Annotated in this window: 24 protein-coding genes, 1 tRNA gene and 1 pseudogene; 8 read left to right on the top strand and 18 right to left on the bottom strand. The window is 73.8% G+C overall.

What is annotated here, in order from left to right; translation table 11 throughout:
* Nucleotides 1-124 precede the first annotated feature (124 nt).
* Entirely contained in the window at nt 125-1,885 is a 1,761-nt protein-coding gene (locus tag ACZ3J7_RS29285; RefSeq protein WP_465626273.1) for a dolichyl-phosphate-mannose--protein mannosyltransferase, read from the top strand.
* Nucleotides 1,886-2,047: 162 nt separating this feature from the next.
* The gene (locus ACZ3J7_RS29280; protein ID WP_465626210.1) at nt 2,048-3,805 is read left to right on the top strand and encodes a penicillin-binding transpeptidase domain-containing protein; all 1,758 of its coding nucleotides are present in this window, start codon (nt 2,048-2,050) and stop codon (nt 3,803-3,805) included.
* 29 nt (nt 3,806-3,834) lie between these two features.
* On the opposite strand, the gene ACZ3J7_RS29275 is transcribed toward ACZ3J7_RS29280, so the two are convergent.
* The 6 genes from ACZ3J7_RS29275 to ACZ3J7_RS29250 form a co-directional block, all read right to left on the bottom strand.
* The gene (locus tag ACZ3J7_RS29275) at nt 3,835-5,241 is read right to left on the bottom strand and encodes an APC family permease (protein ID WP_465626208.1); all 1,407 of its coding nucleotides are present in this window, start codon (nt 5,239-5,241) and stop codon (nt 3,835-3,837) included.
* An 87-nt stretch (nt 5,242-5,328) separates the two neighbouring features.
* Complete coding sequence (locus ACZ3J7_RS29270) at nt 5,329-6,753, bottom strand: penicillin-binding transpeptidase domain-containing protein (RefSeq protein WP_465626271.1); 1,425 nt, start codon at nt 6,751-6,753, stop codon at nt 5,329-5,331.
* Nucleotides 6,754-6,839: 86 nt separating this feature from the next.
* Entirely contained in the window at nt 6,840-8,189 is a 1,350-nt protein-coding gene (locus tag ACZ3J7_RS29265) for an FtsW/RodA/SpoVE family cell cycle protein (RefSeq protein WP_465626206.1), read from the bottom strand.
* Between the two features lie 94 nt (nt 8,190-8,283).
* Nucleotides 8,284-8,787, bottom strand: a complete 504-nt coding sequence (locus ACZ3J7_RS29260; RefSeq protein WP_465626204.1) for a DUF1269 domain-containing protein — start codon at nt 8,785-8,787, stop codon at nt 8,284-8,286.
* 112 nt (nt 8,788-8,899) lie between these two features.
* The gene (locus tag ACZ3J7_RS29255; protein WP_465626202.1) at nt 8,900-9,547 is read right to left on the bottom strand and encodes an ABC transporter; all 648 of its coding nucleotides are present in this window, start codon (nt 9,545-9,547) and stop codon (nt 8,900-8,902) included.
* Entirely contained in the window at nt 9,544-10,383 is an 840-nt protein-coding gene (locus tag ACZ3J7_RS29250; protein WP_465626269.1) for an ABC transporter ATP-binding protein, read from the bottom strand. The genes ACZ3J7_RS29255 and ACZ3J7_RS29250 overlap by 4 nt, the downstream gene beginning before the upstream one ends.
* Before the next feature lie 101 nt (nt 10,384-10,484).
* On the opposite strand from ACZ3J7_RS29250, the gene ACZ3J7_RS29245 reads away from it, so the two are divergent.
* Together ACZ3J7_RS29245 and ACZ3J7_RS29240 are read left to right on the top strand one after the other, a co-directional pair.
* The gene (locus ACZ3J7_RS29245) at nt 10,485-11,840 is read left to right on the top strand and encodes a VWA domain-containing protein (protein ID WP_465626200.1); all 1,356 of its coding nucleotides are present in this window, start codon (nt 10,485-10,487) and stop codon (nt 11,838-11,840) included.
* 2 nt (nt 11,841-11,842) lie between these two features.
* A complete protein-coding gene (locus ACZ3J7_RS29240) occupies nt 11,843-12,778 on the top strand; it encodes a peptidase (RefSeq protein WP_465626198.1) in 936 nt (311 codons plus the stop codon).
* 70 nt (nt 12,779-12,848) lie between these two features.
* Here ACZ3J7_RS29240 and ACZ3J7_RS29235 read toward each other — a convergent pair whose 3' ends face one another.
* A complete protein-coding gene (locus ACZ3J7_RS29235; protein WP_465626196.1) occupies nt 12,849-15,041 on the bottom strand; it encodes a terpene synthase family protein in 2,193 nt (730 codons plus the stop codon).
* 226 nt (nt 15,042-15,267) lie between these two features.
* On the opposite strand from ACZ3J7_RS29235, the gene ACZ3J7_RS29230 reads away from it, so the two are divergent.
* Nucleotides 15,268-15,591, top strand: a complete 324-nt coding sequence (locus ACZ3J7_RS29230; RefSeq protein WP_465626194.1) for a hypothetical protein — start codon at nt 15,268-15,270, stop codon at nt 15,589-15,591.
* Between the two features lie 110 nt (nt 15,592-15,701).
* Here the strand turns inward: ACZ3J7_RS29230 and ACZ3J7_RS29225 are convergent, their stop codons facing one another.
* Genes ACZ3J7_RS29225 through ACZ3J7_RS29205 form a run of 5 tightly spaced genes read right to left on the bottom strand, consistent with a single transcriptional unit; the run spans nt 15,702 to nt 19,096 of the window.
* On the bottom strand, nt 15,702-16,247 hold the full coding sequence (locus ACZ3J7_RS29225) for a hypothetical protein (protein WP_465626192.1): 546 nt from the start codon (nt 16,245-16,247) through the stop codon (nt 15,702-15,704).
* On the bottom strand, nt 16,244-16,762 hold the full coding sequence (locus tag ACZ3J7_RS29220) for a hypothetical protein (RefSeq protein ID WP_465626190.1): 519 nt from the start codon (nt 16,760-16,762) through the stop codon (nt 16,244-16,246). Before ACZ3J7_RS29220 ends, ACZ3J7_RS29225 begins: the two co-directional genes overlap by 4 nt.
* Nucleotides 16,759-17,463, bottom strand: a complete 705-nt coding sequence (locus tag ACZ3J7_RS29215; RefSeq protein ID WP_465626188.1) for a hypothetical protein — start codon at nt 17,461-17,463, stop codon at nt 16,759-16,761. Before ACZ3J7_RS29215 ends, ACZ3J7_RS29220 begins: the two co-directional genes overlap by 4 nt.
* Nucleotides 17,463-18,803 (bottom strand): putative T7SS-secreted protein, encoded by a 1,341-nt coding sequence (locus tag ACZ3J7_RS29210; RefSeq protein WP_465626186.1) that lies wholly within the window; start codon nt 18,801-18,803, stop codon nt 17,463-17,465. The genes ACZ3J7_RS29215 and ACZ3J7_RS29210 overlap by 1 nt, the downstream gene beginning before the upstream one ends.
* The gene (locus ACZ3J7_RS29205; protein WP_465626184.1) at nt 18,800-19,096 is read right to left on the bottom strand and encodes a hypothetical protein; all 297 of its coding nucleotides are present in this window, start codon (nt 19,094-19,096) and stop codon (nt 18,800-18,802) included. Before ACZ3J7_RS29205 ends, ACZ3J7_RS29210 begins: the two co-directional genes overlap by 4 nt.
* A gap of 397 nt (nt 19,097-19,493) precedes the next feature.
* Between ACZ3J7_RS29205 and ACZ3J7_RS29200 the strand changes: the two genes are divergently transcribed.
* Nucleotides 19,494-20,033: a hypothetical protein gene (locus ACZ3J7_RS29200; protein ID WP_465626182.1), complete on the top strand. Its 540-nt coding sequence runs from the start codon at nt 19,494-19,496 to the stop codon at nt 20,031-20,033.
* A gap of 10 nt (nt 20,034-20,043) precedes the next feature.
* Here the strand turns inward: ACZ3J7_RS29200 and ACZ3J7_RS29195 are convergent.
* From ACZ3J7_RS29195 to ACZ3J7_RS29180, 4 genes and pseudogenes are all read right to left on the bottom strand, one after another.
* Nucleotides 20,044-20,295 (bottom strand): annotated as a pseudogene (locus ACZ3J7_RS29195) (DUF2199 domain-containing protein); the annotation flags it as partial.
* 7 nt (nt 20,296-20,302) lie between these two features.
* Nucleotides 20,303-20,434, bottom strand: coding sequence for a DUF6126 family protein (locus ACZ3J7_RS29190; RefSeq protein ID WP_465626180.1), 132 nt, complete (start codon nt 20,432-20,434; stop codon nt 20,303-20,305).
* A 100-nt stretch (nt 20,435-20,534) separates the two neighbouring features.
* The gene (locus ACZ3J7_RS29185; RefSeq protein ID WP_465626178.1) at nt 20,535-20,732 is read right to left on the bottom strand and encodes a hypothetical protein; all 198 of its coding nucleotides are present in this window, start codon (nt 20,730-20,732) and stop codon (nt 20,535-20,537) included.
* A gap of 160 nt (nt 20,733-20,892) precedes the next feature.
* The gene (locus ACZ3J7_RS29180; RefSeq protein ID WP_465626176.1) at nt 20,893-21,270 is read right to left on the bottom strand and encodes an ArsR/SmtB family transcription factor; all 378 of its coding nucleotides are present in this window, start codon (nt 21,268-21,270) and stop codon (nt 20,893-20,895) included.
* Nucleotides 21,271-21,575: 305 nt separating this feature from the next.
* Between ACZ3J7_RS29180 and ACZ3J7_RS29175 the strand changes: the two genes are divergently transcribed.
* Both ACZ3J7_RS29175 and glsA read left to right on the top strand, forming a co-directional pair.
* The gene (locus ACZ3J7_RS29175) at nt 21,576-21,926 is read left to right on the top strand and encodes a zinc ribbon domain-containing protein YjdM (RefSeq protein WP_465626174.1); all 351 of its coding nucleotides are present in this window, start codon (nt 21,576-21,578) and stop codon (nt 21,924-21,926) included.
* A 158-nt stretch (nt 21,927-22,084) separates the two neighbouring features.
* Nucleotides 22,085-23,107, top strand: a complete 1,023-nt coding sequence (glsA, locus tag ACZ3J7_RS29170; protein ID WP_465626267.1) for a glutaminase A — start codon at nt 22,085-22,087, stop codon at nt 23,105-23,107.
* A 46-nt stretch (nt 23,108-23,153) separates the two neighbouring features.
* Here the strand turns inward: glsA and ACZ3J7_RS29165 are convergent.
* Nucleotides 23,154-23,230, bottom strand: a tRNA-Ala gene (locus tag ACZ3J7_RS29165).
* A 133-nt stretch (nt 23,231-23,363) separates the two neighbouring features.
* On the bottom strand, nt 23,364-24,374 hold the full coding sequence (sepX, locus tag ACZ3J7_RS29160) for a divisome protein SepX/GlpR (protein WP_465626172.1): 1,011 nt from the start codon (nt 24,372-24,374) through the stop codon (nt 23,364-23,366).
* Nucleotide 24,375: the final 1 nt, after the last annotated feature.

Here is a 24,375-nt window from a genome sequence, read left to right as displayed (position 1 = left end):
CCTACCGAGGGGCCCCTCGTGGCTGGTGGAAGGGGGGCGGGTCGCAAGCGAGGGCCGGGGACCCCTTGTGACTTCCGTCATTGCCCCTACGATGTGGCCCGTGAACGGCGACATGGAGAGTGGTATGGACCACCCCGAGCGGGGCGGCGTGACCGTGCTTGAACCGGCCGACCCGGCCGCCGTTCCGGCGCCGCGCGCGGAGCCCGAACCGGCCTCCCGGTGGGCCCGGGCGCTGTCCGGCGCGGGCTACCGGGCGCTGCGGCGCACGCCCCTGGACGAGCAGCTGGTGCCGCCGATGCCGGACGGCCCGGGCGTCACGCCCGCGACCGTCCCGCCGTCGCCGCTGCTGGTGCGGCTGGGCGTCCGGCTGCCCGACCCGGTGTGGTCCTGGCTGTGCCGGTGGGCCGGCTGGCTCGGGCCGCTCGCGGTGGCGCTCTTCGCCGGCGTGCTGCGCTTCGCGAACCTGGGCAGTCCGCACGCGCTGATCTTCGACGAGACGTACTACGCCAAGGACGCGTACGCGCTCTGGCAGCGGGGCTACGAGGCGAACTGGCCCAGCGAGGCCAACAGCCTGATCACCGCGCCCGACCCGGTGGTGTCGCCGAGCGACACCGCGGCGTTCGTGGTCCACCCGCCGGTCGGCAAGTGGATCATCGGCCTGGGCGAGCAGCTCTTCGGGATGACCCCGTTCGGCTGGCGCTTCATGGTGGCCGTGCTCGGCACCCTCTCGGTGCTGATGCTGGCCCGGATCGCCCGCCGGATGTTCCGCTCCACCCTGCTGGGCTGCGTGGCCGGCCTGCTGCTCTCGGTCGACGGCCTGCACTTCGTGCTCAGCCGCAGCGCGATCCTCGACCTGGTGGTGATGTTCTGGTTCCTGGCCGCGTTCGGGCTGCTGCTGGTCGACCGGGACAAGAGCCGCGCCAAGCTCGCCGAGCGGCTGGAGCAGGGCCTGGGCGCCGACTGGTGGCACCTCGGCTGGCGCCCGTACCGGCTGGCCTCGGCGGTCTGCCTGGGCCTGATGACCGGCACCAAGTGGAGCGGCGCCCCGGCGGTCCTCGCCCTGGTGCTGCTGGCCGGCTTCTGGGACTCCTCGGCCCGCCGGCTGGCCGGCGGCCGGGTCGGCCTGCGCGACCTGTGGGACTTCACCTGGTCCGCGGTGTCGGTCGGCCTGACCGCCGCCGTCACCTACCTGCTGACCTGGACCGGCTGGATCCTCTCCTCCGCCGAGGCCGGCAAGGGCGGCTACCTGCGCGACTGGGCCAGGCTGAACCCCAGCGACACCTGGGGCTGGATGCCGGACTGGGCCCGCAGCCTGTGGCACTACCACCACGAGATCTGGCACTTCAACGTCAACCTGCACGACCCGCACACCTACCAGTCCAACCCGTGGAGCTGGCTGCTGGTCGGCCGCCCGGTCTCGTTCTTCTACGAGTCGCCGAAGAACGGCCAGGCCGGCTGCACCACCGCCGAGTGCGCCCGCGAGGTGCTCGCGATCGGCACCCCGTTCCTGTGGTGGGCGGGCGTCGCCGGGCTGCTCTACTGCCTGTACCGCTGGCTGATGCGCCGCGACTGGCGGGCCGGGGCGATCCTGTGCGCGCTGGCCGCCGGCTACCTGCCCTGGTTCAACTACCAGGCCCGGACGATCTTCCTGTTCTACGCGGTGTGCTTCGTCCCGTTCCTGGTGCTCGCGGTGACCATGATGATCGGCGGCATGCTCGGCCGCTCCGACGCCTCGCCCGACCGCAGGCTGGCCGGGGGCACCGGCGCCGGACTGCTGGTCGTCGCGATCATGTGGAACTTCCTGTACTTCTACCCGATCTTCACCGGCCAGACGATCCCGATGGACGACTGGCGGGCCCGGATGTGGCTCGACACCTGGATCTGACCCGGCTCCGCCCGCCGATCGCCCGGGGCGGCCGCCACACCCGCTCGCGTGTACCGGAACTGTCACAAACCGCCCGGGTGTCGTGAGTGCACGGATGATGTCTGTCTATGGTGTCGTGGCCGTCGGACTCGGTCGGCCACCACACACCATGGGGGACTACACGTGAACAAGGGCGCGAAGATCGGCGTCTCCGTCGTTGCCGCCGCCGTGCTCGTCGGCGGCGGGTACGGGGCCTACGCCCTGGTCTCCGGCGGCGGCTCCGGCGGGGACGGGGCGAAGAAGCCGCGCACCGTGGTCGCCGAGCCCCCCAGCCAGGAGCTCGCCGCGTCCGGGGCCAGGGCGTTCCTGGACGCCTGGGCCAAGGGCGACCTGTTCGCGGCCGCCAAGCTCACCGACGACCCGGACAAGGCGCAGGCCGCCCTGCAGGCCTTCCAGGACAAGGTGAAGCCCAGCGCCGTCCACCTCACCGTCGGCGGCCCCACCACGGCCCCCAGCCCCACCGCCGCCAAGTCCGCGAGCGCGCCCGCCTCCGGCGCGGCCTCCGCCGCCGCGAGCGCCCCGGCGGCCCCGACCGGCGTGCTGGAGGGCTTCAAGGCCTCGGTGGAGTTCGCCGAGACCGGCGCCCCGTGGAACTACGACGGCGTCCTCGGCGTGGTCAAGATGAGCGACGGCACCGCCGCCGTGCACTGGGCCCCCAGCGTCATCCACCCCAAGCTGGACGCGAACGAGACCATCACGGTCAAGCCGCTGTACGCCGCCCCCTCCACCGTCACCGACCGCAAGGGCAGGCCGCTGGCCGGCTACCCCTCGCTCACCGGCCTGCTCAACCAGCTGCGCTCCGCGACCCCGCAGGGCGGCGACCCGGCGGACGCCGGCAGCGGCGTGGTCATCACCTCGGCGGGAGCGGCCGGCACCGGCGCCTCACCCAGCCCGAGCGGCTCCCCGGCGGCCGGCGGCGGCGCCAAGACCGCCGACGAGAAGCTGTTCACCATCAAGGAGCCCAAGGCCGTCCCCAACCTGAAGCTCACCCTGGACGCCGACCTGCAGGCCGCCGCCGAGCAGGCCGTCGGCGCGCAGGGCGGCAAGCCCGCCTCGCTGGTGGCCGTCGAGCCCAGCAGCGGCGGCATCCTGGCCTACGCGTTCTCCCCGTCGAACGGCCAGAACCGCGCCTTCTCCGGCGCGACCGCGCCCGGCTCGACGATGAAGGTGGTCACCGCCGCGGCGCTGCTCGAAGCGGGCGTCACGCCCAGCACCCCGATGCCCTGCCCCGAGACCACCATGGTGACCGGCAAGTCCATCTCCAACGACGAGCCCGGCGCGCACCCGGACTACACGCTGACCGACGCGTTCGTGAACTCCTGCAACACCTCCTTCATCGAGAAGGGCAAGGACGTCCTCAAGCCGAACAGCCTCCCGTCGGTCGCCAAGGACGTCTTCGGCCTCGGCCTGGTCTGGCAGACCGGCCTGTCCAACTTCGACACCGACATCCCGGTCGAGGGCAACATGGCGGGCGCGGCCAGCGAGTTCATCGGCCAGGGCCGGGTCCGCGCCAACCCGCTGGGCATGGCCTCGGTGGCCGCGACCGTCCAGTCCGGGGTGTTCCGCCAGCCGATCCTGGTGCCCGGCATGGAGCAGAAGAAGGCCGCCCGCGTCCTCTCCCCCCAGGTCGCCGACAGCCTCCGGTCGCTGATGGTCCAGACCGTCCGGTCCGGCACCGCCGCCGTGGTGAAGCCCGCCCTGCCGGCCGGCTCCGGCGCGAAGACCGGCACCGCCGAGGTCGACTCCAGCCCCGACGCGAACTCCTGGTTCACCGCCTACTCCGGCAACCTCGCCGTCGCCGCCGAGGTCCAGGGCGGCGGCCACGGCTCCGCGGCCGCCGGCCCGGCGGTCTCCAAGGTCCTGCACGTCGGCAACAAGTAGCCGGCGGCCGCTCCGGCGCCCGGGGGCCCTCAGGGCTTCCGGGCCAGCCGGGAGTGCTTGGCGCTGTAGCCGAAGTAGAGCACGGCCGCGCAGGCCAGCACGACCGCGAAGGCGACGAAGGTGTCGGTGTGCAGCCTGGTGATCAGGTAGACGCAGAAGGCGGCGCTGAGCACCGGGGTCACGGGGTAGAACGGGACCTTGAAGCCGCGCGGGAGGTCGGGGCGGGTGCGGCGCAGCACGACGATCCCCACCGAGACCGCGGTGAAGGCGACCAGGGTGCCCATCGAGGTCATGTCGGCGAGCAGTTTCAGCGGGAAGACCGCGGCGAGGACGGCCACCGCGGTGCCGACCACCAGGGTGTTCCAGACCGGGGTGCCGGTGCGGGCGGAGACCCGGGTGAAGGGCGGCGGGAGGAGTCCGTCGCGGCCCATCGCGTAGAGGATCCGGGTCTGGCCGTAGATCACCACCAGGGTGATCGAGAAGATCGAGACGATCGCGCCGGCCGCGAAGACCAGCGCGGGCCAGGTCTGGCCGGTGACGTTCTGCAGGATCTGGGCGAGGCCGGCCTCCTGGCCGTCGAACCGCTGCCAGGGCTGGGCGCCGATCGCGGTGACGGCGACGGCGATGTACAGCACGGTGACGACGACCAGCGAGATCAGGATGGCCAGCGGCAGGGTGCGGCGCGGCTCGCGGACCTCCTCGCCGGCGGTGGAGACCGCGTCCAGGCCGATGAACGAGAAGAAGATGGTGGAGGCGGCGGTCTGCACGCCGTCCCAGCCGTTGGGCGCGAACGGGGTGAAGTTGCCGGCGGTGAAGCCGGTCAGGCCGACGGCGACGAAGAGCAGCAGGATCGCCAGCTTGATCGCCACCATGGCGGCGTTGACCTTCGCGGACTCGCCGACGCCGCGGATCAGCAGGACGGTGACCAGCACCACCAGCACCACCGCGGGCAGGTTGAAGACGCCGCCGTCGCCGGGCGGCGCGGTGAGCGCGGCGGGCAGGTGGACGCCGAAGGCCAGGTCGGAGAACTGGTCGAGGTACTGGCCCCAGGTGACGGCGATCGCGGAGGCGGAGACGCCGTACTCCATCAGCAGGCAGACGCCGACCCCGAAGGCGACGAGCTCGCCCATGGTGGCGTACGCGTACGAGTAGGAGGACCCGGCGACCGGGATCGCGGAGGCGAGTTCGGCGTAGCAGAGCGCGGTGAGCCCGGCGGTGACCGCGGCGATCACGAAGGAGAGCACGACCGCGGGGCCGGCCTCGGGGACGGAGGTGGTGAGGACGAAGAAGATGCCGGTGCCGACGGTGGCGCCGATGCCGATCGCGGAGAGCTGCCAGAGTCCGATGGAGCGGCGCAGGTGTCCCGCTCCGGTGCCTCCTGCCTCGGCGATCAGGGTGTCCACGGGCTTGCGCCGCAGCAGGGGGGTGGTGCTCATCGGTGTCCTTCTGGTGGGGAATCAGACCGGGACAGTAGCAAATCGCCGCATTCCTTCCGCTTGCGACCGGTCTCCGGCCGGGCCCGGTCACCTGTCGAGCACGGCCTGCAGGACGGACTTCGCGATCGGCGCGGCGAGTCCGCCGCCGGTGACGTCGGTGGCCTGGCTGTCGGCGATGACGACCGCGACGGCGACGGGCGGGACGGCGGCCGAGCCGGCCGGGCGGGCCCAGGCGATGAACCAGGCGTACGGGGTGCCGGAGTTGTCGACGCCGTGCTGGGCGGTGCCGGTCTTGCCGCCGACCTCGGCGCCGGGGATCCGGGCGTTGCGGCCGGTGCCGTTCTCGACCACGTCGACCATCAGCTGCCGCAGCTGCCGGGCGACCCCGGCGCCGAAGGCCTGGCGGTAGAGGGCGGGGTGCATCAGCTGGACCTGGCTGCCGTCGGCCTTGGTGAGCCTGTCGACGAGCTGCGGGTGCATCACCTGGCCGTCGTTGGCGGCCCCGGCGGCGACCATGGCCATCACCAGCGGGGTGGCGGCGGTGTCGTACTGGCCGATCGAGGAGAGCGCCAGCTGGGACTCGTTCATGTCGGTGTCGAAGTTGGAGCGGGCGGCCCGGACGGGGGTGTCGAGCCTGGCGTCGTTGAAGCCGAAGTTCCCGGCCATCGCGGTCATCCGGTCGAGGCCGGTCCGCACGCCGAGGTAGCCCATGACGCTGTTGCAGGAGAGCGTCATCGCCTCGTCGAGCGAGAGCCCGGCCCGGTCGCAGGCGGTGGTGTCGTTGGTGAGCGGGGTGGTGGTGCCGGGCATGACGTAGGGGTGGGGGGCGTCGGTGGGGGCGTCGATGTCGGTGACCACGCCGTTGGCCAGTGCGGCGGCGGCGGTGACCACCTTGAAGGTGGAGCCGGGCGGGTAGATCTGCCGCAGTGCCCGGTTGAGCATCGGCTGGTCGGGGTCGTCCTGCAGCTTCTTCCAGGCCTCCTGGTCGGCGCCCGAGGTGCCGGCGAAGCTGCCGGGGTCGTAGCTGGGGGTGGAGGCGAGGGCCAGGATCCGGCCGGTGGCGGGTTCGATCGCGGCGACGGCGCCCTTCTGGCCGCCGAGGCCCTGCAGGGCGGCGCGCTGGGCGGCCGGGTCGATGGTGGTGACGACGTCGCCGCCGGGCTGCCGCTGCCGGGTGACGGCGTCCCAGACGGCCCAGCCGGCCAGCCGGGGGTCGGTGCCGGAGAGCAGGTCGTCGTGGACGCCCTCCAGTTGGGTGTTGCCGTAGGTCTGGGACGAGTAGCCGGTGACCGCGGCGTACAGCGCGCCGTCGGTGTAGGTGCGCTTGTAGGCGTACCGGCCGCCGGTCGCCGCGGAGCCGGTGACCGGCTGCCCGCCGACCAGCAGGTTGCCCCGGGGCTCGGCGTAGCGCTGGATGGTGGCGCGCTGGTTGGCGGCGTTGTGGTCGAGCTCCTTCTTCTGGAAGACCTGGACCCGGGTGGCCTGGAGGGCGAGGGCGACGATCAGCAGCATGCAGAAGGTGCCGGCCCGGCGGCCGGTGGTGGAGATGCCGGGCAGCCCCTGCGGTCCGCCGTTGGTGCCCTCGGGGCGGGTCGGCCTCACGCGTCCTCCTCGGGGGCGGGCCGCCGGGCGAGGTCGCTCATCCGCACCAGCAGCGCCACGATGATCCAGTTGGTGACCACGGACGAACCGCCCTGGGCGATGAACGGCAGCGTCATGCCGGTCAGCGGGATCAGGTCGAGGACGCCGCCGGCCACCACGAACACCTGGATGGCGACCAGCGCGGCCAGGCCGACGGCGAGCAGCCGCCCGAACGGGTCGCGCAGCGCGATGCCGGTCCGGAAGCCGCGGGAGACCAGCAGGGCGTACAGCAGGAGGACCGCGAACAGGCCGGTCAGGCCGAGTTCCTCGCCGACGGTGGCCAGGATGAAGTCGGACTTGGTGGCGAAGCCGATCAGCGCGGAGTGGCCCAGGCCCAGGCCGGTGCCGAGCTGGCCGCCCCAGGCGAAGGCGAACAGCGACTGGGCGATCTGGTTGGCGCCCTGCCCGGCCTCGATCGAGGCGAGCGGGTGCAGCCACTCGGTGACCCGGCCGTGCACGTGCGGGGAGAGCCAGCCGACGCCGACGGCGGCCAGCGCGGACAGCAGCAGGCCGATCACGATCCAGCCGGTGCGGGCGGTGGCGACGTACAGCATCACCACGAACAGGCCGAAGAACAGCAGCGAGGTGCCGAGGTCGGTCTCCAGCACCAGGACGCCGACGAACGCGGCCCAGATCAGCAGCACCGGGCCGAGCACCCGGCCGAGCGGCAGCCGGAACCAGAGCACCTTGCGGCCGGTCAGCGCCAGCGCGTCGCGGTGCGCGGCCAGGTAGGCGGCGAAGAAGACCGCCAGCAGGATCTTGGCGAACTCGCCGGGCTGGAAGGACAGCGGTCCCAGCGTGATCCAGATCCGCGAGCCGTACACCGGCGGGAAGAACACCGGCAGCACCAGCAGGACGAGGGCGACGAACGCGCCGACGTACGCGTAGCGCTGGAGGCGGCGGTGGTCGCGGAGCAGGAGCAGCACGGCGATGAACAGGCCGACGCCGAGGGTGGACCAGAGCAGCTGGGTGGGGGCGGCGGCGCTGCCGGGGTTGCGGTCGAGCCGGTAGATGACGACCAGGCCGATGCCGTTGAGCAGTACGGCGATCGGCAGCAGCAGCGGGTCGGCCCACCTGGCGCGCCAGCGCACCGCGGCGTGCGCGAACAGGGCGAGCACGCCGAGCGCGGCGCCGTACTGGAGGGCGTCCGGCGGGGCGGCGCCGTCGATGTTGACGCCGACCTCGACGTAGCCGAACACCGCGAGGCCCACCGCGGCCAGTACCAGCACCAGTTCGGTCCAGCGCCCGGTCCCGGCCGGGCGCGCGCGGGGCGCCCGGGCCGCCCGGGTCGCGGAGTCAGTCGCCACCACCAGCCGTCCTCGGCAGCTCGAAGGGGCACGGACGGCGGGGTGCCGGGCGGCGCGCGCCCGGCACCCCGCCGGCGGGGGTCGTGAGGTGGCGTCAGAGCGTGGACGCGGGGTAGGCCGCCTTGGCGATCTCCCGCAGGTGCTCCTCCTCGTCGTGGCTGAGCGAGGTCTGGATCAGCTCGCCGCCGAACCGGGCGACCGCCGGGATCACCTTGTCCTGGGTCGCCGAGCGGACCAGCGCGAACACCGCGGCCTTGCCGGGGTCGAGCTTCTCGCCGACCTGGCGCATGAAGTTGTCGTCGACGCCGGTGTCGGTGGAGGCGCCGACCGCCGCGCCGGTCGCGCCGCCGACCGCCGCACCGAGGAACGGCATGAAGAACAGCAGGCCGATCACCCCGCCCCAGAGCGCGCCGGAGGCCGCGCCCACGCCGGTGTTGGACACCGCCTGGTGCAGCTTGATCCTGCCGTCCTCGCGGCGCTCGACCACGACGACGTCCTCCAGGTCGACCAGCTTCTGCTTCTGCAGGCCGACCAGTTCGTCACGGACCTTCTGCGCGGTGGCGACATCCGGGTAGGCGATCGCGAACAGGTTGCTCACGGCGGGCTTCCTTCCGACAGGCGTGGGGCACGTCTCCCAGCACCCTAGCCAGGATTTGCCGTATTTAATCCCATCCGGTCCGGTGTGTCCGTTTCTCACGGCCCGCCGCGGTTCAGCCGCCCCGGCGGACCGCCGCGCCGACCGCCGCCCAGCCGCAGCCGGCCGCGAGCAGCGCCGCCACCGGCAGCGTCCACCACGGCACGTCCGGCGCGTGCTGCCGTGCGCCCAGCACCAGCGCCCGCACCACTGCGTTCGCCGGCGACCCCGGCACCAGCAGCACCGCCACCACCCCGGCCAGCCCCAGCGGCACCGCGTACGCCCCCACCACCACCGGGCGGTTGCACACCGCGCCCACCGCCGCCCCCGACAGCACGCACACCAGCGTCGCCAGCACGCCCCCCGCGACCGTCGCGCCCGATCCCCCGCTGCCCACCAGCAGCACCGCGGCCAGCCCGAGCGCCCCCAGCCCCAGCCCGGCGAGCGCGGCCGCGAGCAGCGCCGCCAGGTGCACCCGGGGCCAGCCCGCCGCCGCCACCAGGCAGGCCCGCGACTGCGCGGGCTCCGCCCCCACCGCGCCCCGCACCAGCCACCCGGTCACCGGCACCAGCAGCCCCGCCGAGAACGCCGCCGCGGACGTCGCGTCGTCCCCGCTCGACACCCCGAGGCCCATCAGCACGACGTACGCCAGCCCGGGCGCCAGCCAGCGCTGCGAGCGCACCAGCAGCTCCAGGTGGTACCGCGTCAGCACGCGCAGCGTCATCGGGGGGTTCCTTCCGTCGTTCCCGGCCCGACCGAGTGGACGTGCACCGCGGGCGTCGCGTGCAGCAGCCCGCGCAGCAGCGTGTCGGAGTGCGCCGCCGCCACCTCCAGCCGGACGGTGCCGTCGGCGAGGGGGGTGCGCGCGGGGCGGCCGGGGAGGTGCTCGGGGAGCCGCTCGGCGCGGACCACGACCGAGGTGCGGGGGCCGTCCGCGGCGGGGTCGAGCAGCGGGACGCCGTGCAGGGTGCCGTCCTCGACGAGGTGTCCGGCGGTGGTGAGGCCGGCCAGCCGGCCGGGGTCGTGGTCGACGAAGACCACCAGGCCGCCGGTGGCGGCGCGTTCGGTGACGGCGGCGTCGAGTTCGCCGCGGGCGGCCTGGTCGAGTCCGGTCCAGGCCTCGTCCAGCAGCAGCAGGTCGGCTTCGGCGAGCAGGGCCTGGGCGACCGCGACCTTCTGGCAGGTGCCCTTGGAGAGGCGGCCGATCGGGGTGCCGGCGTAGCGGGCGATGCCGAAGCGTTCCAGCCAGTGGTCGGCGCGGCGCAGGCTCTCCGCGGTGGTGAGGCCGCGGACCCGGCCGAGGTGGCGCAGGTAGTCGCGGGCGTCGAACGGCAGCGCGGGCGGGAAGCGTTCGGGCACGTAGGCGCGGCTGCCGGGGGCGTCGACGGTGCCGCGTTCGGCGCGTTCGATGCCGGCCAGCACCTTCAACAGGGTCGACTTGCCACTGCCGTTGGCGCCTTCGACCCGGACGACGCCGCCCGCGTCGAGGCGCAGGTCGACGTCGCGCAGGATCCACGGGCCGCCGCGCCCGTAGCGCTTGCCGACTCCGGCCAGACGCACCGTCACGTTCTCTCCTCGCCCGCCGTGCCCGTCCGTTCAGGGTAGGCGCCGCCCACCACCCGCGTTGGGTGATTCGAACTGACGGTCCCTAGGATCGGCGGGTGATCACCACCACCACACCACGAAGGACGGCCCGCGCGGCCGCCCTGCTCGGGGCCCTGACGATAGTCGCGGGCGCCGTGCTGGGCACCCTCCCCGCGCACGCCGACGAGCCCGGGGCCCCGCCCGCCGCGACCGAGGCGCCCAAGGTCGACCTGGTCCTGGACGGGTCGGGGTCGATGCAGACCGCCGACATCCAGGGCAAGAGCCGGATGGCGGTCGCCCAGCAGTCGATCAACGAGGTCATCGACGCGCTGCCGGACGAGACCGAGTTCGGCATCCGCACCCTGGGCGCGACCTACCCGGGCAAGGACCAGAAGGAGGGCTGCAAGGACACCCAGCAGCTCTACCCGGTCGGGAAGACGAACAAGGTGCAGGCCAAGACGGCCGTCGCCACCGTCCGTCCGACCGGCTGGACCCCGATCGGGATCGCGCTGCGCGCCGCCGCGCAGGACCTGGGCACCGGCCCGACCACCCGCCGGATCGTGCTGATCACCGACGGCGAGGACACCTGCGCCCCGCCGGACCCGTGCGACGTGGCGCGCGAACTGGCCAGCCAGGGCATCCACCTGGTGGTGGACACGCTGGGCCTGGCGCACGACGACAAGACCCGGCAGCAGCTGCTCTGCATCGCCAACGCGACCGGCGGCACCTTCACCGACGTGCGCACCCAGGAGCAGCTGACCAAGCGCGTCAAGCAGCTGGTCACCCGCGCCCAGGACACCCACGCGGTCGCCCCGGCGAAGGTCACCGGCGCCGACAGGTGCGCGGACGCGCCGGTCCTGACGCCCGGTGTGTACACCGACCGGGAGAAGTTCTCCGAGCACCGGGTCTACCGGGTGCCGGTGAAGGCGGGCGAGGAGCTGCGCGCCTCGGTCAGCGTCACCCCGGACCGGGCGGTCGCCCGGGACTACGGCGTGCTGCTGCGGGCCACCGACAGCGGCGGCCAGGAGCTGGTGCGCGGCAGCGACGCCGGTTCGGGCCGGACCGACGTGGCCTCCACCGGCCTGCGCTGGTCGGCGGCCGAGGAGGACGGGGACGACTCCGCGTCGGCCTCCCCGTCGACCGGTTCGCAGGGCGCGAAGGGCACGTCGTCCGACGGGCAGGCGGGCATCCGGACGGTCTGCCTGATCGTCAGCAACTCGTTCGCCGCGCAGGCGGGCGTGCAGGCCGATCCGGGCCTGCCGCTGGAGCTGACGGTGGACGTCGCCGCCGCCTCGCCGGCCCCGGACGGGCCCGCGATGGGCCTGGGCCGCGGCTGGATCCTGCTCGGTGTCCTGACCCTGGCCGGCCTGCTGGCCGGTCTGATCTTCGGCTGGCTGGCACGCTGGCGGATCGCCGTCTGGCGGGAGAACTGACGATGCGCACGCTCCGCACCGCCGCGGCCCCGGCCGCCGCGCTCACCGGCCTGCTCCTGCTGGCCCCGACGCCGGCCTCGGCCGCGTCCCCGTCCGCCTCCCCGTCCGCGTCGCCGTCCACCTCGGCCTCCGGTTCCGCCAAGCCGGTGGTGAACTCGGTCGGCACCAGCTTCCTGACCGCGACCACCCTGGCGGCCGGCCAGGACGCGGACGTCCCGGTCTCCACCGGTGACTACCTGTACTGGGCGTTCCCGGCCTCGGAGGGCCAGACGCCGACCGTGCAGGTCACGGTCACCCTGCCGGAGGCCTCCGACCGGCACGGCGCGCAGACCTGGTCGGTCGAGCTGTTCGACGGCCTGCGCCGCCGGCAGTCCTGCACGGCGGGGCCGCAGGACGGCACCGCCGAGCAGAGCGCGGCCTCGCTGGGCCTGAGCTGCACGCTGCGGCAGATCCGGTCCTGGGCCGAGCCGTGGTCCGGCGACCCGCTGCCCGGCACGTACTACGTCCGGCTGTCCACCTCGGACATCCCGCAGACCGACCTCGGTCTGGCCGCCACCGTCCACGTGCACGTCGCCACCGAGGGCGGCGCGGACGACGCCCAGCCCGAGGGCGGTTCGCTGAAGGACCCGCTGGTGCCGCCGGTGAACGCCGGGGCGACGGCCGCGGGCCCGGCGGCCACCCCGGCGCCGGGTGCGGGCACGGCGCACGCGGCCGCGCCGGTCGCGGAGGAGAGCCACTGGTACGCGGACCTCTTCTCCGGCTGGAACACCCGCTGGTGGTGGACGGCCGCCGGCGGCGTGCTGGCCGCGCTTGCCGGTGTGCTCGGCTACACCCTGACCCGCCACCCGCGCGGGCACCGCCACCGCCCCCCGCACCAGCCCGCCCCGGTCCCGCACCAGGCGGGGCCGGCGCAGCAGCAGTCGAACAACTGGCAGTAGCGGTCGGCGGACCGGGGCGCGCCGGGCCTGGTCGGGCCCGGCGCGCCCTTCGTCGTCCGCCCGCGCGCGCCTACCGGCCGAGGGTCTGCAGGATCCGCACCGCGGACATCCCCAGCTCGGGCGTGACGGCGGTCCTCGGGGCGAAGTGCCGGCGCAGCACGTCCTCCGTGTAACGGTCGCACTGCTGGTGCCAGTTGAGGACGGCGGCCATCCAGTCCTCCAGCTCGCGGACGTACCCGTCGAGGGCCCGGGCGGCCTCGCCTTCGAGGGCGAGGTCCTGCTTGAGCAGCGGGAGTTCACCGGCGACCACGTGCCGGAACTGGCTGAGCCGGGAGGCCATCAGGTCGGCCACGATGTCGGCGGCGACCGGGTGGTCGCAGGAGAAGAAGTTCTCCACCACCCGGACCAGGTTGTGGAACTCGCCCTCGTACTCGACCTCCTTCTGGTACGAGTGCAGGTCGTTGACCAGGCAGCCGTAGTCGGCGGCGGAGTTCTCGATCGCCCGCAGGGTGCCGCTGGCGTACACCTCGGCGGGGACGGCGTCGCCCCGGCCGAGCCGGGCCAGGCCCATCGTCAGGTCGGAGCCGAAGGTGGCGCGGCGCATCTCGATGTAGTCGACCGGGTCGGGGATCCGGTTCTGCGCGGTGTTGGCGAGCTCCCACAGCCAGCTGTCGAGCATGTCGCCGACGGCCTGGCGGAACTTCGCCCGGCCGTCCTGGTCGAACGGGGCGACGGTGCGCCGCCAGAGGTCGGCGAGGCCGGTCTCCAGGGCGTTGCGCGGGGCGAAGGGCAGCGTGCCGTCGAGCGTCATCAGGGCGTGCAGCCGCTCGCCCTGGGCCCGCGCGCCGAGCAGGTCGCGCGGGCGGCCGTAGACGGCGGGGTAGTAGTCGTCGGCGTAGGTGCCCCAGGTCAGCCAGGCGGAGGAGAGGTCGAGCTCGGCGGGGGTGCCGTCGGGGTCGATGCCGGCCGCGCAGAGCGCGAAGTCGTAGTCGCGGAGCTTGGCCTCGGTCCAGACGTCGGACGCGGGCACGCCGGGCTCGGGGTCGAGCAGGCCGGTCTCGCGGGCCCAGGTGACCACGTACGCGCGGGCGGCGTCCAGGTGCGGGTTGATCGAGAGCGGGAACGGCATCGGGAGGTCGGGCAGCAGGGCCGGGCCGGTCCTCCGGTACGGGGTGTGGACGAAGCCGCGCAGGCCGCGCAGGCCCGCGGTGAGCCGGATGTTCGCGGCGGAGGTGCCCAGGCCGGTGGGGCCGGTGGCGGGCGCGGCGGCGCCGCCGCCGTTCATGTACCGGCTGGAGCGCATGTGCCACTCGTGGCCGCCGGACTGCCAGTCCTGCATGCCCTTGACGTAGGCCAGCACCCGGGCGGCCTCCGCCGGGCCCAGCCCGTGCTCGGCGCAGAGCGGGGCGAGTTCGGTGAGCGCGGTGTTCTCGAACTGCTGGAGCCGGGAGGTGAGCAGGTCGTTGACCGCGTCGGCGGCCTGCTGGGTGGAGCAGCCGAGGAAGGTCTCCAGGACCAGGACGCCGTTGCTGAGCTCGCCCTCTTCGCCGATCTCCCGCTCGTACGAGAACAGGTCGTTGCGCAGGTGCACGCCGTCCGAGAAGGCGTCGCGCAGCACCCGCAGCGGCCGGGAGTGCGCCACCGACTCGGGAACCTCGGCGTTCGCCGCGTACTCGATCAGGCCGGCCGACCAGGGGGCGCCGCCGACCTTGCGGCGCATCTCGACGTACTCGACCGGGTTGGCGATCCGGCCCTCGTCGATGTTGGACAGCTCCCAGAGCGACTCGTTCAGCAGGTTCCGGGTGGACTCGGCGAACCGGGCCCGCCAGTGGGCCGACATGTGCGGGACGGTGCGCTGCCACAGGTCGGCCAGGCCGGCCTCGACCGGGTTGGCGGCCTCGGGGTAGCCGGCCGCGAGGTCCATCGGCATGAAGGCGGGCAGCCGGTCCAGGTAGGCCTTGCCGCCCTCGCGGTCCAGGGTGCGCTTGAAGGTCTCCAGGAAGTGGTCGTCGAAGAAGAAGACCCAGGTGTACCAGTCGGTGACCAGGTCCAGCGCCTCGGCGTCGCAGTCCGGGTGGGTGTAGGAGCAGAGCAGCGCGTAGTCGTGCGAGTCGAGGTCGTGCTCCTCCCAGACGCCCGAGCCCTCCAGCATCCCGAAGCCGCGCGCCCACTCCTTGGTGTGGACCCGCGCCCCCTCGTAGTGCGGGTTGATCCTGGCCGGATACGGCACGTAGAAGTCCGGTAGTTCGAACGGCTGAGCCACTGGGTCCCGCCCCTAGGTGTGCGTCTGGTGGTGTGGGTCGTCGGAGTTCGGCGCCCTGCCTAACGAGCCCGCGCGCCCGCGGTCACCAGTACCCCGCTGGGCCACCCGGATTCCGGAATCCACTCGTACGGGTGACGCGCGGGCGGCTCCGCCGCGCGCCGCCGTGACGGGGGTCCGGTGTCGCACCCCTCCGGCAGACTGGGGTCCCCCACCCGTGGAGCGTGCGATGGCCCTGTTCACCGAGGAGACCTGGCGGCTGCTGCGCGGCGCCGAGCTGGTCGGCGAGATCCGGATCGACGAGGCGGACTTCCCGTGGCTGGCGGGCGAGTTCGTGCCCGGGCCGGCCTGGCCTGAGCTGGCGCCGGGCTTCGCCGAGTGCCGCCGACTGGCCGGGGCGGAGGAGTGGGGCGCCTGGGAGCGGGCGTACGACCCGCTGGCGGCGGCCTGCGCGCTGCACTCCCCCGACGGCCCGGTGGCCGAGTTCCTGCTGCACGTGGAGCCGCCGAGGGCCTGGTTCCGGTTCAGCGAGGAACCGTTCGAGGACGAGTAGCGACGAGTAGCGGCGGGCCGGGGTGCGGCCGACCGCCGGGGGCGGTGCGGTCGGCCGGGGGGCGGCCCGCGGAGGCGTGCGGGCCGTCCTCGCCTACCCGGAGCGCCGGCTCACCGCAGGTAGGGGTTGGGCTGCTGCGGCTGCCGGGCCTGCTGCGGCGGCGCGGCCTGCTGTGGGGGCTGGACCTCGATCAGGCCGACCTCCTCGAACCGGGCCGTCTCCCAGCGCACCCGCCACCCGCGCCGCGCCGCGAGCGCGGCGAGCCCGTCCAGGCCGATGCCCCGGTAGTAGTGCCGCCGCAGGGTGGTCTCGGGCACCAGCGAGGCGCCGCCGAACGCGCACGGGTAGCTGCCGTCGTTCTTCGCCCGCCGGTCCGCCACCTCCTTCCGGGCCCGTTCGATCGCCCGGTCCAGGGCCTCCCCGGCCCAGGCCTCCCACTCCTCCCGGGTGCCGCGCCGTTCGAGCCGGTACCGGCGCGGGGTGAGCACGATCTTGTACGGGAGCGGCTCGGTGCTGGGGTCCTCGGACTCCAGCGGCACCAGTCGGACGGGCAGCCAGAACCACTGCAGGCAGAACTGCAGCGCCAGCGTGAAGCCCGAGCGGCGGCGCGGCCCGGTGTCGAGGCCGGGCGGGGCCGGCGGGTGCCGGGTGCTCATGCGGTTCCCTCCGCCAGCGGCTGCCGGATCCCGAGCTTCCTGTCGCCCGCGGTCTCCCAGACGACCTGCCAGCCGCGGCGGGCGGCGAGCGCGGCGACCCCCTCGGCGCCGATGCCGCGGTAGTAGCGCCTGGGGATCGTGGTGTGGCAGGCCCGGTACAGCCAGGCGGGGTTCCCGCCCCGGGCCAGCTTCTCCCGGTGCTCGTCGTACGCCCGCATCACCTTGCGGGTCGCCTCGGCGATGCCCCGGTCCATGGCCCGGTCCGCCCAGGCCTCCCACTCCTCGCGGGTGCCGTGCCGTTCGAGCCGGTAGCGGCTCGGGGTGAGGACGAACCGGCCGTACCCCGGTTCGGCCCGGCAGCCCTCGGAGCCCTGGTTCGCGAGGACGAACCCGGCGATCCGGACCGGCAGCCAGAACCACTGCAGCGCGAACTGCAGCCACAGCCCGGGGGCCGAGCGCCGGGGCAGCGGCCCGGTGTCGAGGCCGGGCGGGGCCGGCGGGTGCCAGCCGCTCACCCGAACATCTCCGTGATCCGGTCGGCGGACTCCCGGCTGAGCACCGGGGCGACGCGCTGCTCGCCGGGGCGGACCAGCTCGACGCTCTCGACCACCGTGGCGAGCGCCGTCATGTAGTCCGGGAACTCGCTCAGGGTGGGGGTGCTGACGGTCATGGTGACCAGCGTGTCGGCCTGCGGCACCGGGATGTACGCGGTGGCCCCGGCGAGTTCCAGCCTGGCCTTCCCGCCCTCGCCGTCGTCGAACTCGTTGACGGTGCCGTACGCGGCGACCACCACGGGGCCGACCGGGGCGTCGACGGCGAAGACCTCGTTGGCGGGGTCGAGGGAGAGCAGTTCCTCGATCGAGCCGGCCACCGCCTCGGCGTCCGCGGTGTCGACCTGGTCGACCTGGATGACCAGGGTGCCGGTGCTGATCCGGCCGTCGGCGAGGCCGCCGAGCAGGAAGCCGGAGTAGACGGCGCCCGCCGCGGCGGCGGTCCGCACGATGTCCCGGTACCAGGAGGCCACGGTGTCGCGCTGGAAGTCGGTGCCGCCGACCCAGACCTCCCGGGCCACCTCGGCGAGGTGCGCCTCCCGGTCCTCCTCGGGCAGTTCCAGGCCGAGCGAGTGGAAGAGCACCGGGACGTTCCAGTACAGCATCGGCTGCCGGTCCGCGGCGGTGTCCTCCGGTGCCGCCTCCGGCGTCGGGTTCTCGGTCATCACGATCCCGTCAGGTGGCCGACGATCTTGGGCGCGTTCAGGGCCAGGCCGATGCCCTTGATCGCGATCTGCGGCCCGGTCGACCACAGGGACTTGGCCGCCAGCCCGCCGCCCTCGGCGAGGATGACGCCGGGCAGGGAGCGCAGCGGCGTCTTGGTGATCAGCGGGCTGATCGCCATCTTGTGCATGAGGTTGCCCTCCTCGGTGGCGGCGACCACGCCCTGCCAGGAGGCCTTGGCGACCTTCTGGGTGTTGGAGACGACGCCCGCGCCCTTGACGATGACCGGGGCGACGCCCTCGGCGCCCTTGATCGCCGTGCTGGCCGCCTTGATGCCCTTGAAGGCGCCCGTCCCGAGCGGGACGACGCCCAGGCCGTCCAGCGCGAGGGTGGTCCAACTGACGTTCGCGCCGCCGAGTTTGGCCATGCCGTGGGCGCCGAGCGCGACCGCCGAGGCGGCGCCGGAGGCGATGCCGAGACCGGCGGCGAGCGGCGGGCACCACATGGTGGCGAGCGAGGCGATGCCGAGCACCGCGGAGACGCCGCTGGCGATGTCGCCGATCTTCATCAGGGTGTCGGCGTGGTCGGTCGCCCACTTCTTGATCGACTTGCCGATGTCCTTGAACTTGTTGCCGATCTTCTCCCAGGCGCTGATGTCGGGCGCCTTCTGGTTGGCCCGGCGCAGCGACTTCGCGGTCCGGCCCGCGTCGTCCTGGTGGTGGTAGTACAGCTCCTCGGCCTGCTTGATGATCGCGTCCAGCTCGTCCTTGATCGCCTGCAGGTCGCGGCTGGCGGCCTCCAGCGCGTCGCCGGCGGCCTGGTACTCGGCGTTCGCGGTGTCGATCCGGTTCTGCGCCTGGGCGAAGGTGGCCTGGTCGTCGAACTTCATGCCGATCAGGCCGAAGGCCGGGTTGTCGGCGGCCTTGTCGTAGCGGTCGGAGGCCTGCTCGCGGTTCTTCTTGGCGGAGTCGAGACGGGTCTTCGCGTTCTCGGCCTCCTGCTCGTAGCGCCGCGCGCTGTCCTGGTAGGAGGCGAGCTGGGTGCGCCAGTTGTTGAGCGCGGAGGAGGCCTGGCGCATCGCGTCGACGCTGTCCTCCAGGTAGCCCGGCAGTTCGCCGACCTTGCCGGCGAAGGCCTTGGAGGCGTCGCCCTCCCAGACCGAGCCGCCCCGGCCGACCGCGACCAGGGTCCGGTGGGCGCTGTCCATCGCGCCGGCGGCCTTGTTGAGCTTGGAGACCAGGCCGTCGACGTTGTCGGGGTTGCCGGGGGCCGGGTTGAAGCCCAGCGCGGGGAAGTTCCTGTCGAACCCGGCGATCATCGTGAGGGGGCTGAAGTCGTTCACGCCGGGCTCCCGCTGAACATCGCGCGCAGCGCCTCTTCGGTCTCGGCGTAGTTCTTGCAGGTCTGGTCGAGCTTGGCCTCCAGCGCCTCGACGCCCTGCGAGATCCGGGTGATGGCGTCCTGCCAGCTGTCGTCGAAGTCGTCGCAGGCGTGGTCGAGGTCCTTGGTGCCGGTCGTCTTCGGGCCGGTGTCGCGCATCGCCTGCAGCGCCTCGCGCATGTCCTGCTGACTGTCCTTCAGCTGCTGCATCAGCTTGGAGAGTTCGTCGACTTCGACGCGGAAGTAAGCCCCCATGACGCGCTGGTCCCCCTAGGTCTCCGAATAATTCAGGCCATCAGATTAGAAGCGCCCTCCCATGCGTGTACACGCGGGTACACACCATCACACTTCCTTCACTTCCACGGCACGGGTGCCCCATCTTGTGGAGCCGACGCTCCCGCCCCGACCAGCGGCGACGCCGAGGACGGACACATCCCCCGCCCGCCCGCCGCCATACCAACCCATGGGGAACCGGGCCGCCCGGCCGCCGGAGCACCCCGGTCCTTTGCCAAAACGCGGTCCGCCCGGACGACCCGCCCGCGCCCCGGACCGGCCCCCGCCCGCACCCCCGCCGGGCCGGCGTCCGAGCGGACTATGATCCCGGGAACCGCCGTCCGGACGGCGGCGGGACACGGGGACACGGGGGGTAGCGATGACCACTGGCCGCGCCTGGCACCGCAGGCCGCTGACCTGGGCCTTGGTCGTGCTGCTCGCCCTCGGCGGCGGCCTGGTCGGCGCCCGCCGGGCGTGGGGCGACTGCTGGCCGATGCACCCGCACGACGCCCGCGCCTACCGCCAGTACGACTGCGCCAACCTCGGCGGGCCGCGCAACCTCGCCACCCTGCTGCGCTACTACGGCGTCACGCTGCCGCCGGCCGCCACCGGGGTCCGCTACTACAGCGACGACAACTCGGCGACCGGCCCGGACGTCCTCTTCCTCCGCTTCACCGCCCCGTCCGCCACGGCCGCCGACTACCTCGCCGCCCTGCACGGCACCCCGGTCGCCCTCCCGCCGGACACCGCCCTGCGCGACACCGCGACCCTGCGCCGCCGCGACCACGTCGACTGGGACTTCCCGGCCGGCCTCGACCACCGGGTGCTCGGCTTCGGCCCCTCCCCCGCCGGCACCGCCGTCAGCACCCCGGACGGCGCGGACACCGCGATCGTCCGACTGACCGTCCTGAAGCCCTGAGGCCGGGCCCTCAACGCCCCGGGTGCAGCAGCGCCTCGGCGATCTCCCGGACGCGCTCCGGGGTGATGCCGGTGCGCTGCTCGACGGCCAGCGGGTGGTCGGTGGGCTCCAGCTCGATGAACGGGCGCTCCCCGACCGGCCGGGTGTGGTGCATGGTCTTCAGGTTGACCGTGGACGGCTCGTACAGCGGCAGTTCGGTGGAGAGCCAGCCGAAGTACGGTGGCTCGGACTCCCGTCCGGGCGTCCCCCACAGCTCGTCGGCCGGCGGGCTACTTCCGGCCGCCGACGGTGAACAGCAGGATCACGAACCCGGCGAAGAGGTGGGTGCCGGCGATGTAGATCAGGGCCCGGACGATCATCGCCCGGCGCTTGCTCTTCTCGTCACGGACGGCGTCGCTCACGGCTGCTCCAGCGGGGGTCGGTCGGGTCGGCGAGGGCGGCGCGGCCCGGCGTGGAACCGCCGGTTCGGCAGGACGGCGAGCAGCCGGAGCCGGAGGGCGTTCACGCGGGGTCCGGAGCCCGGTCCGGCACGGGGTCCGGCAGCGCGATCCCGTGGCGGTCGGCGATCCGCCGCAGTTCGGCCGCCCTCCCGGCGTAGGCCCGGGCGCCGTCCTCGTCCCCGGCGGCGTGCGCCTCGGCCTCGGCCCGGCGGGCTCCGGCGAGTTGGTCGCGCAGTTCCGCGTCGAAGATCCCGGACACCCTGGCCTCCTCCGGCCGTTCCCGGCCCGGCCCGATCGGGCGTGCCGGTCACCGGTCCCACAGCAGGCATCATGTATGGAGTTTACGAATTTGGCAACTCGCTGTTCCCGCATGCCGGGAGGCCGGGAGGTTCACTTCCGACGCCCCGGAGCGGCGGGGTTCAGCCCTTGGCCGGTCCGGTCGGCGCGCGCAGGCTGTCCAGCAGCTCGGCCTGGCCGGTGATCACGCCGCCCAGGATCTCCCGGGCCACCCTGAGGAGTTCGGCGACCTGCGGGCTGGTGAGGCTGTAGTGCACGGTGCTGCCCTCCCGCCGGGCGACCACCAGGTTGGCCCGGCGCAGCACGGCGAGCTGCTGGGAGAGGTGCGCGGCCTCCACGCCGATCTCCGGCAGCAGCTCGGCGACGGCGTGCTCGCGCTGGCTGAGCAGCTCCAGCACCCGGATCCGGACGGGGTGGCCGAGCGTCTTGAAGAACTCGGCCTTCACTTGGTACAGCGGCGCGCTGACCACGGGAGCCGCGCGGGGGGTGTCCGCACCCACTTCCTCACCCCTTCTCCGTCGCTTCCCGGCATGGTGCCGTCCACCACGACCTTAGCAACCGGGCGACAGCACCGAGAGTGCCCGCGCTCCCACCCACCGTCCGCCGGCCACTCGTCGACCACCCGCCGACCGCCTCGACCTGTCGGGCTGCGCAGTTGCTAACATCTGCAATCGCGAGGTGACGAGCGGCGGGGCGCGCGTCGCACCGGGCTGCCGCGCGGCCCGGGCGCCCCCGCCGCACCCGTCCCGCTCCGTCCCGCTCCCGCCTTGCGCCGCACGGCAGTTGGCCCGCTAGGGTGGGCGAAATGAGCGACAACATACCCCCTTGTCCGAAGTGTTCCAGCGCGTACACCTACGCGATGGACGCGCTGATGGTCTGCCCGGAGTGCGGCAACGAGTGGTCCCCGGCCGACACCGCCCCGACGGCCGCCGGCGAGCGGGTGGTCCGGGACTCGGTCGGCAACGTGCTGAGCGACGGCGACACCGTGACGGTCGTCAGGACGCTCAAGGTGAAGGGCAGCCCGTCCGGCATCAAGGCCGGCACCAAGGTCCGCAACATCCGGCTGGTCGACGGCGTCGACGGCCACGACATCGACTGCCGGATCGAGGGCTTCGGCGCGATGCAGCTGAAGTCCGGCGTGGTCCGGAAGGCCTGAGCGGGGGCACGGGTCGACTCCGGTCCGTCCGCGTCCTGCCCGCCGCGCCCCGCCTCCGGGCCGGGGCCGGGCGCGGCGGGCAGGATGAACCGCACCGGAACAGGACGACACCTCCCCGGCGGGCCGGGCGGGGTAGCGGGAGGCACCGCTTGGAGAGCGTGATCCACGACACCGGGGACACCGTCGACCCCGGGGCGGCCCAGGCGGCCGTCTCGACCGGGCGGCTCCCCTCGGACGAGGCCGTCCGGGCGGCGCTGTCCCGGGTGCACCGGCGCTTCCGGGACGACCGGGGCGGGAAGGTCGCCGACTACATCCCCGTGCTGGCCGAGGCCGACCCGGAGCTGTTCGGCATCGCCCTGGCCCATGTGGGCGGCGGCGTCCACGCGGTCGGCGACGCGGAGCACCTGTTCTCGATCCAGTCGGTCTCGAAGGCCTTCGTCTTCGCCCTGGTCGACCAGGAGCTCGGGCACCACACCGTCCGCCGCCGGATCGGCGTCAACAGCACCGGCCTGCCGTTCGACTCGGTGCTGGCCGTCGAGCTCAACCACGGCCGCCCGATGAACCCGATGGTCAACGCCGGAGCGCTGGCCACCGCCGCCCTCGCCCCCGGCGACTCCCCCGAGGAGCGCTGGGAGTTCGTCCGCCGCGGGCTCTCCCGCTTCGCCGGCCGCGAACTCCGGCTGGACCGGCGGGTGTACGACTCCGAGCGGGCCACCAACCAGCGCAACGAGTCGATCGCCCGCCTGCTGGACAGCTACGGCGCCCTCGCCCGCGACCCGGTCACCACCACCGACCTCTACACCCGCCAGTGCTCCCTGGCGGTCAGCGTCCGCGACCTCGCGGTGATGGGCGCCACCCTGGCCAACGGCGGCGTCAACCCGCTCACCGGCGAACGGGTGGTCGGCCCCGGGGTCTGCCGCGACACCCTCGCCGCCCTGGCCACCGCCGGCCTCTACGAACGCAGCGGCGACTGGCTCTACGAGGTCGGCATGCCCGGCAAGAGCGGCGTCTCCGGCGGCATCGTCACCGTCGCCCCGGGCAAGGGCGCCATCGCGGTCTTCTCCCCCCGCCTCGACCCGGCCGGCAACAGCGTCCGCGGCCAGCGCGTCACCCACCACCTCTCCGGCGCCCTCGGCCTGAACCTCTTCGCCTCCACCACCCACCCGGACGCCGGGAACTGATCCCGAAAAGCAGAAATCCCGCCCGGTCTCCCGGGCGGGATTTCGTTGGTGGAGCTGAGGGGATTCGAACCCCTGACCCCCTCGATGCGAACGAGGTGCGCTACCGGACTGCGCCACAGCCCCAACAAGAAAGAACTCTATCACCTCCGCGGAGGTACTCGTGACCATGGTCGTCGCGGGGCGGCCGGGCGTGCGAACGCCCCGGCGCTGGTGGGACGTTGCGACCGGGGCGGGCGGAGCGGGACGGGCGGGACGGCTACTCGTTGGCGGCGCGGGGGCGGGTGGCCCAGTCGGCCGGGGCGGGCTGGGCGGACGGGCCGGGCTCGCCGTACTGGTCGAAGAGCGGGGTGGCGGGGCGGCCGGAGTCCCAGGTGTTGGGGCCGGAGAGGTCGAGGCCCCGGGTGGTGCGGGGGGCCACGGGGGCGGTGACGTAGGTGGGCAGCGGGACGGGGACGGGCTCCCAGGAGTCCGGTCCGGCGGCGGCCCGGGCGCGGACGCCGTCGACCCACTCCTCGTGCTCGGTGGCCTCGGCCAGCACGGTGGCCCGGGTGGTGCTCGGGTCCGCGGCGACCGGCCCGGCGGCGGGCGCCGGACGGGCGGCGGGCCGCTGCTCGGCGGACGGGCGGGCGGTGGTCCGCTCGCGTTCGCGCTCGCGCAGCCGCTCGGCGGCCTGCGCGGCCTTGGTCCGGTCGAACTTCACCTCGTAGCGCTGCCGCTCCAGTCGGCGCAGGTGGCCGATGTAGAGGGTCAGCAGCACGCCGGGGACGGCGGGCACCCAGAGGAAGGCGAAGCCGGCCACGGCGGCGACCACCGCGCCCAGCGCGAAGGCCAGGAACAGCATGGTGACCATCCGCCGCCGCCGGGCGAGCAGCCGGGCCCGCCGCTCGGCGGACCGCCGGTCGTCGTGGTCCCGCTCACGCTCGCGCTCGCGCTCCCGCTCGGCCCGCTGCTCGGCGGGGACGGAGGCGGAGGCGGGGTCGGCGGGCGCCGAAGCGCTCTCCGCCCCGGCGGCCGGGGCGGGTCCGGGGTCGGCGAAGGCCCCGTCCGGTTCGTCCCCGGCGGGGTGCTGTTCGGCGGTCTGCTCGCCGAGGGCCCGGGCCGCGCGCCGCTCCATGGCCGATCGACCGGCCAGCAGGCGGATCGCCGTGCTGAAGCGTTCCGTCGGACGCGACTCGTTGAGCTCGTCCTGCCTGCGGAGCCACATCGGCACCAGATAGGCGGCCCAGGCCCCTACGATGACCGCGTAGATAAGGCCGCTACTGCTCACG

The sequence above is a fragment of the Kitasatospora sp. NPDC015121 genome (assembly GCF_055562955.1).
This window is presented reverse-complemented; position numbering and strand designations above follow the sequence as displayed.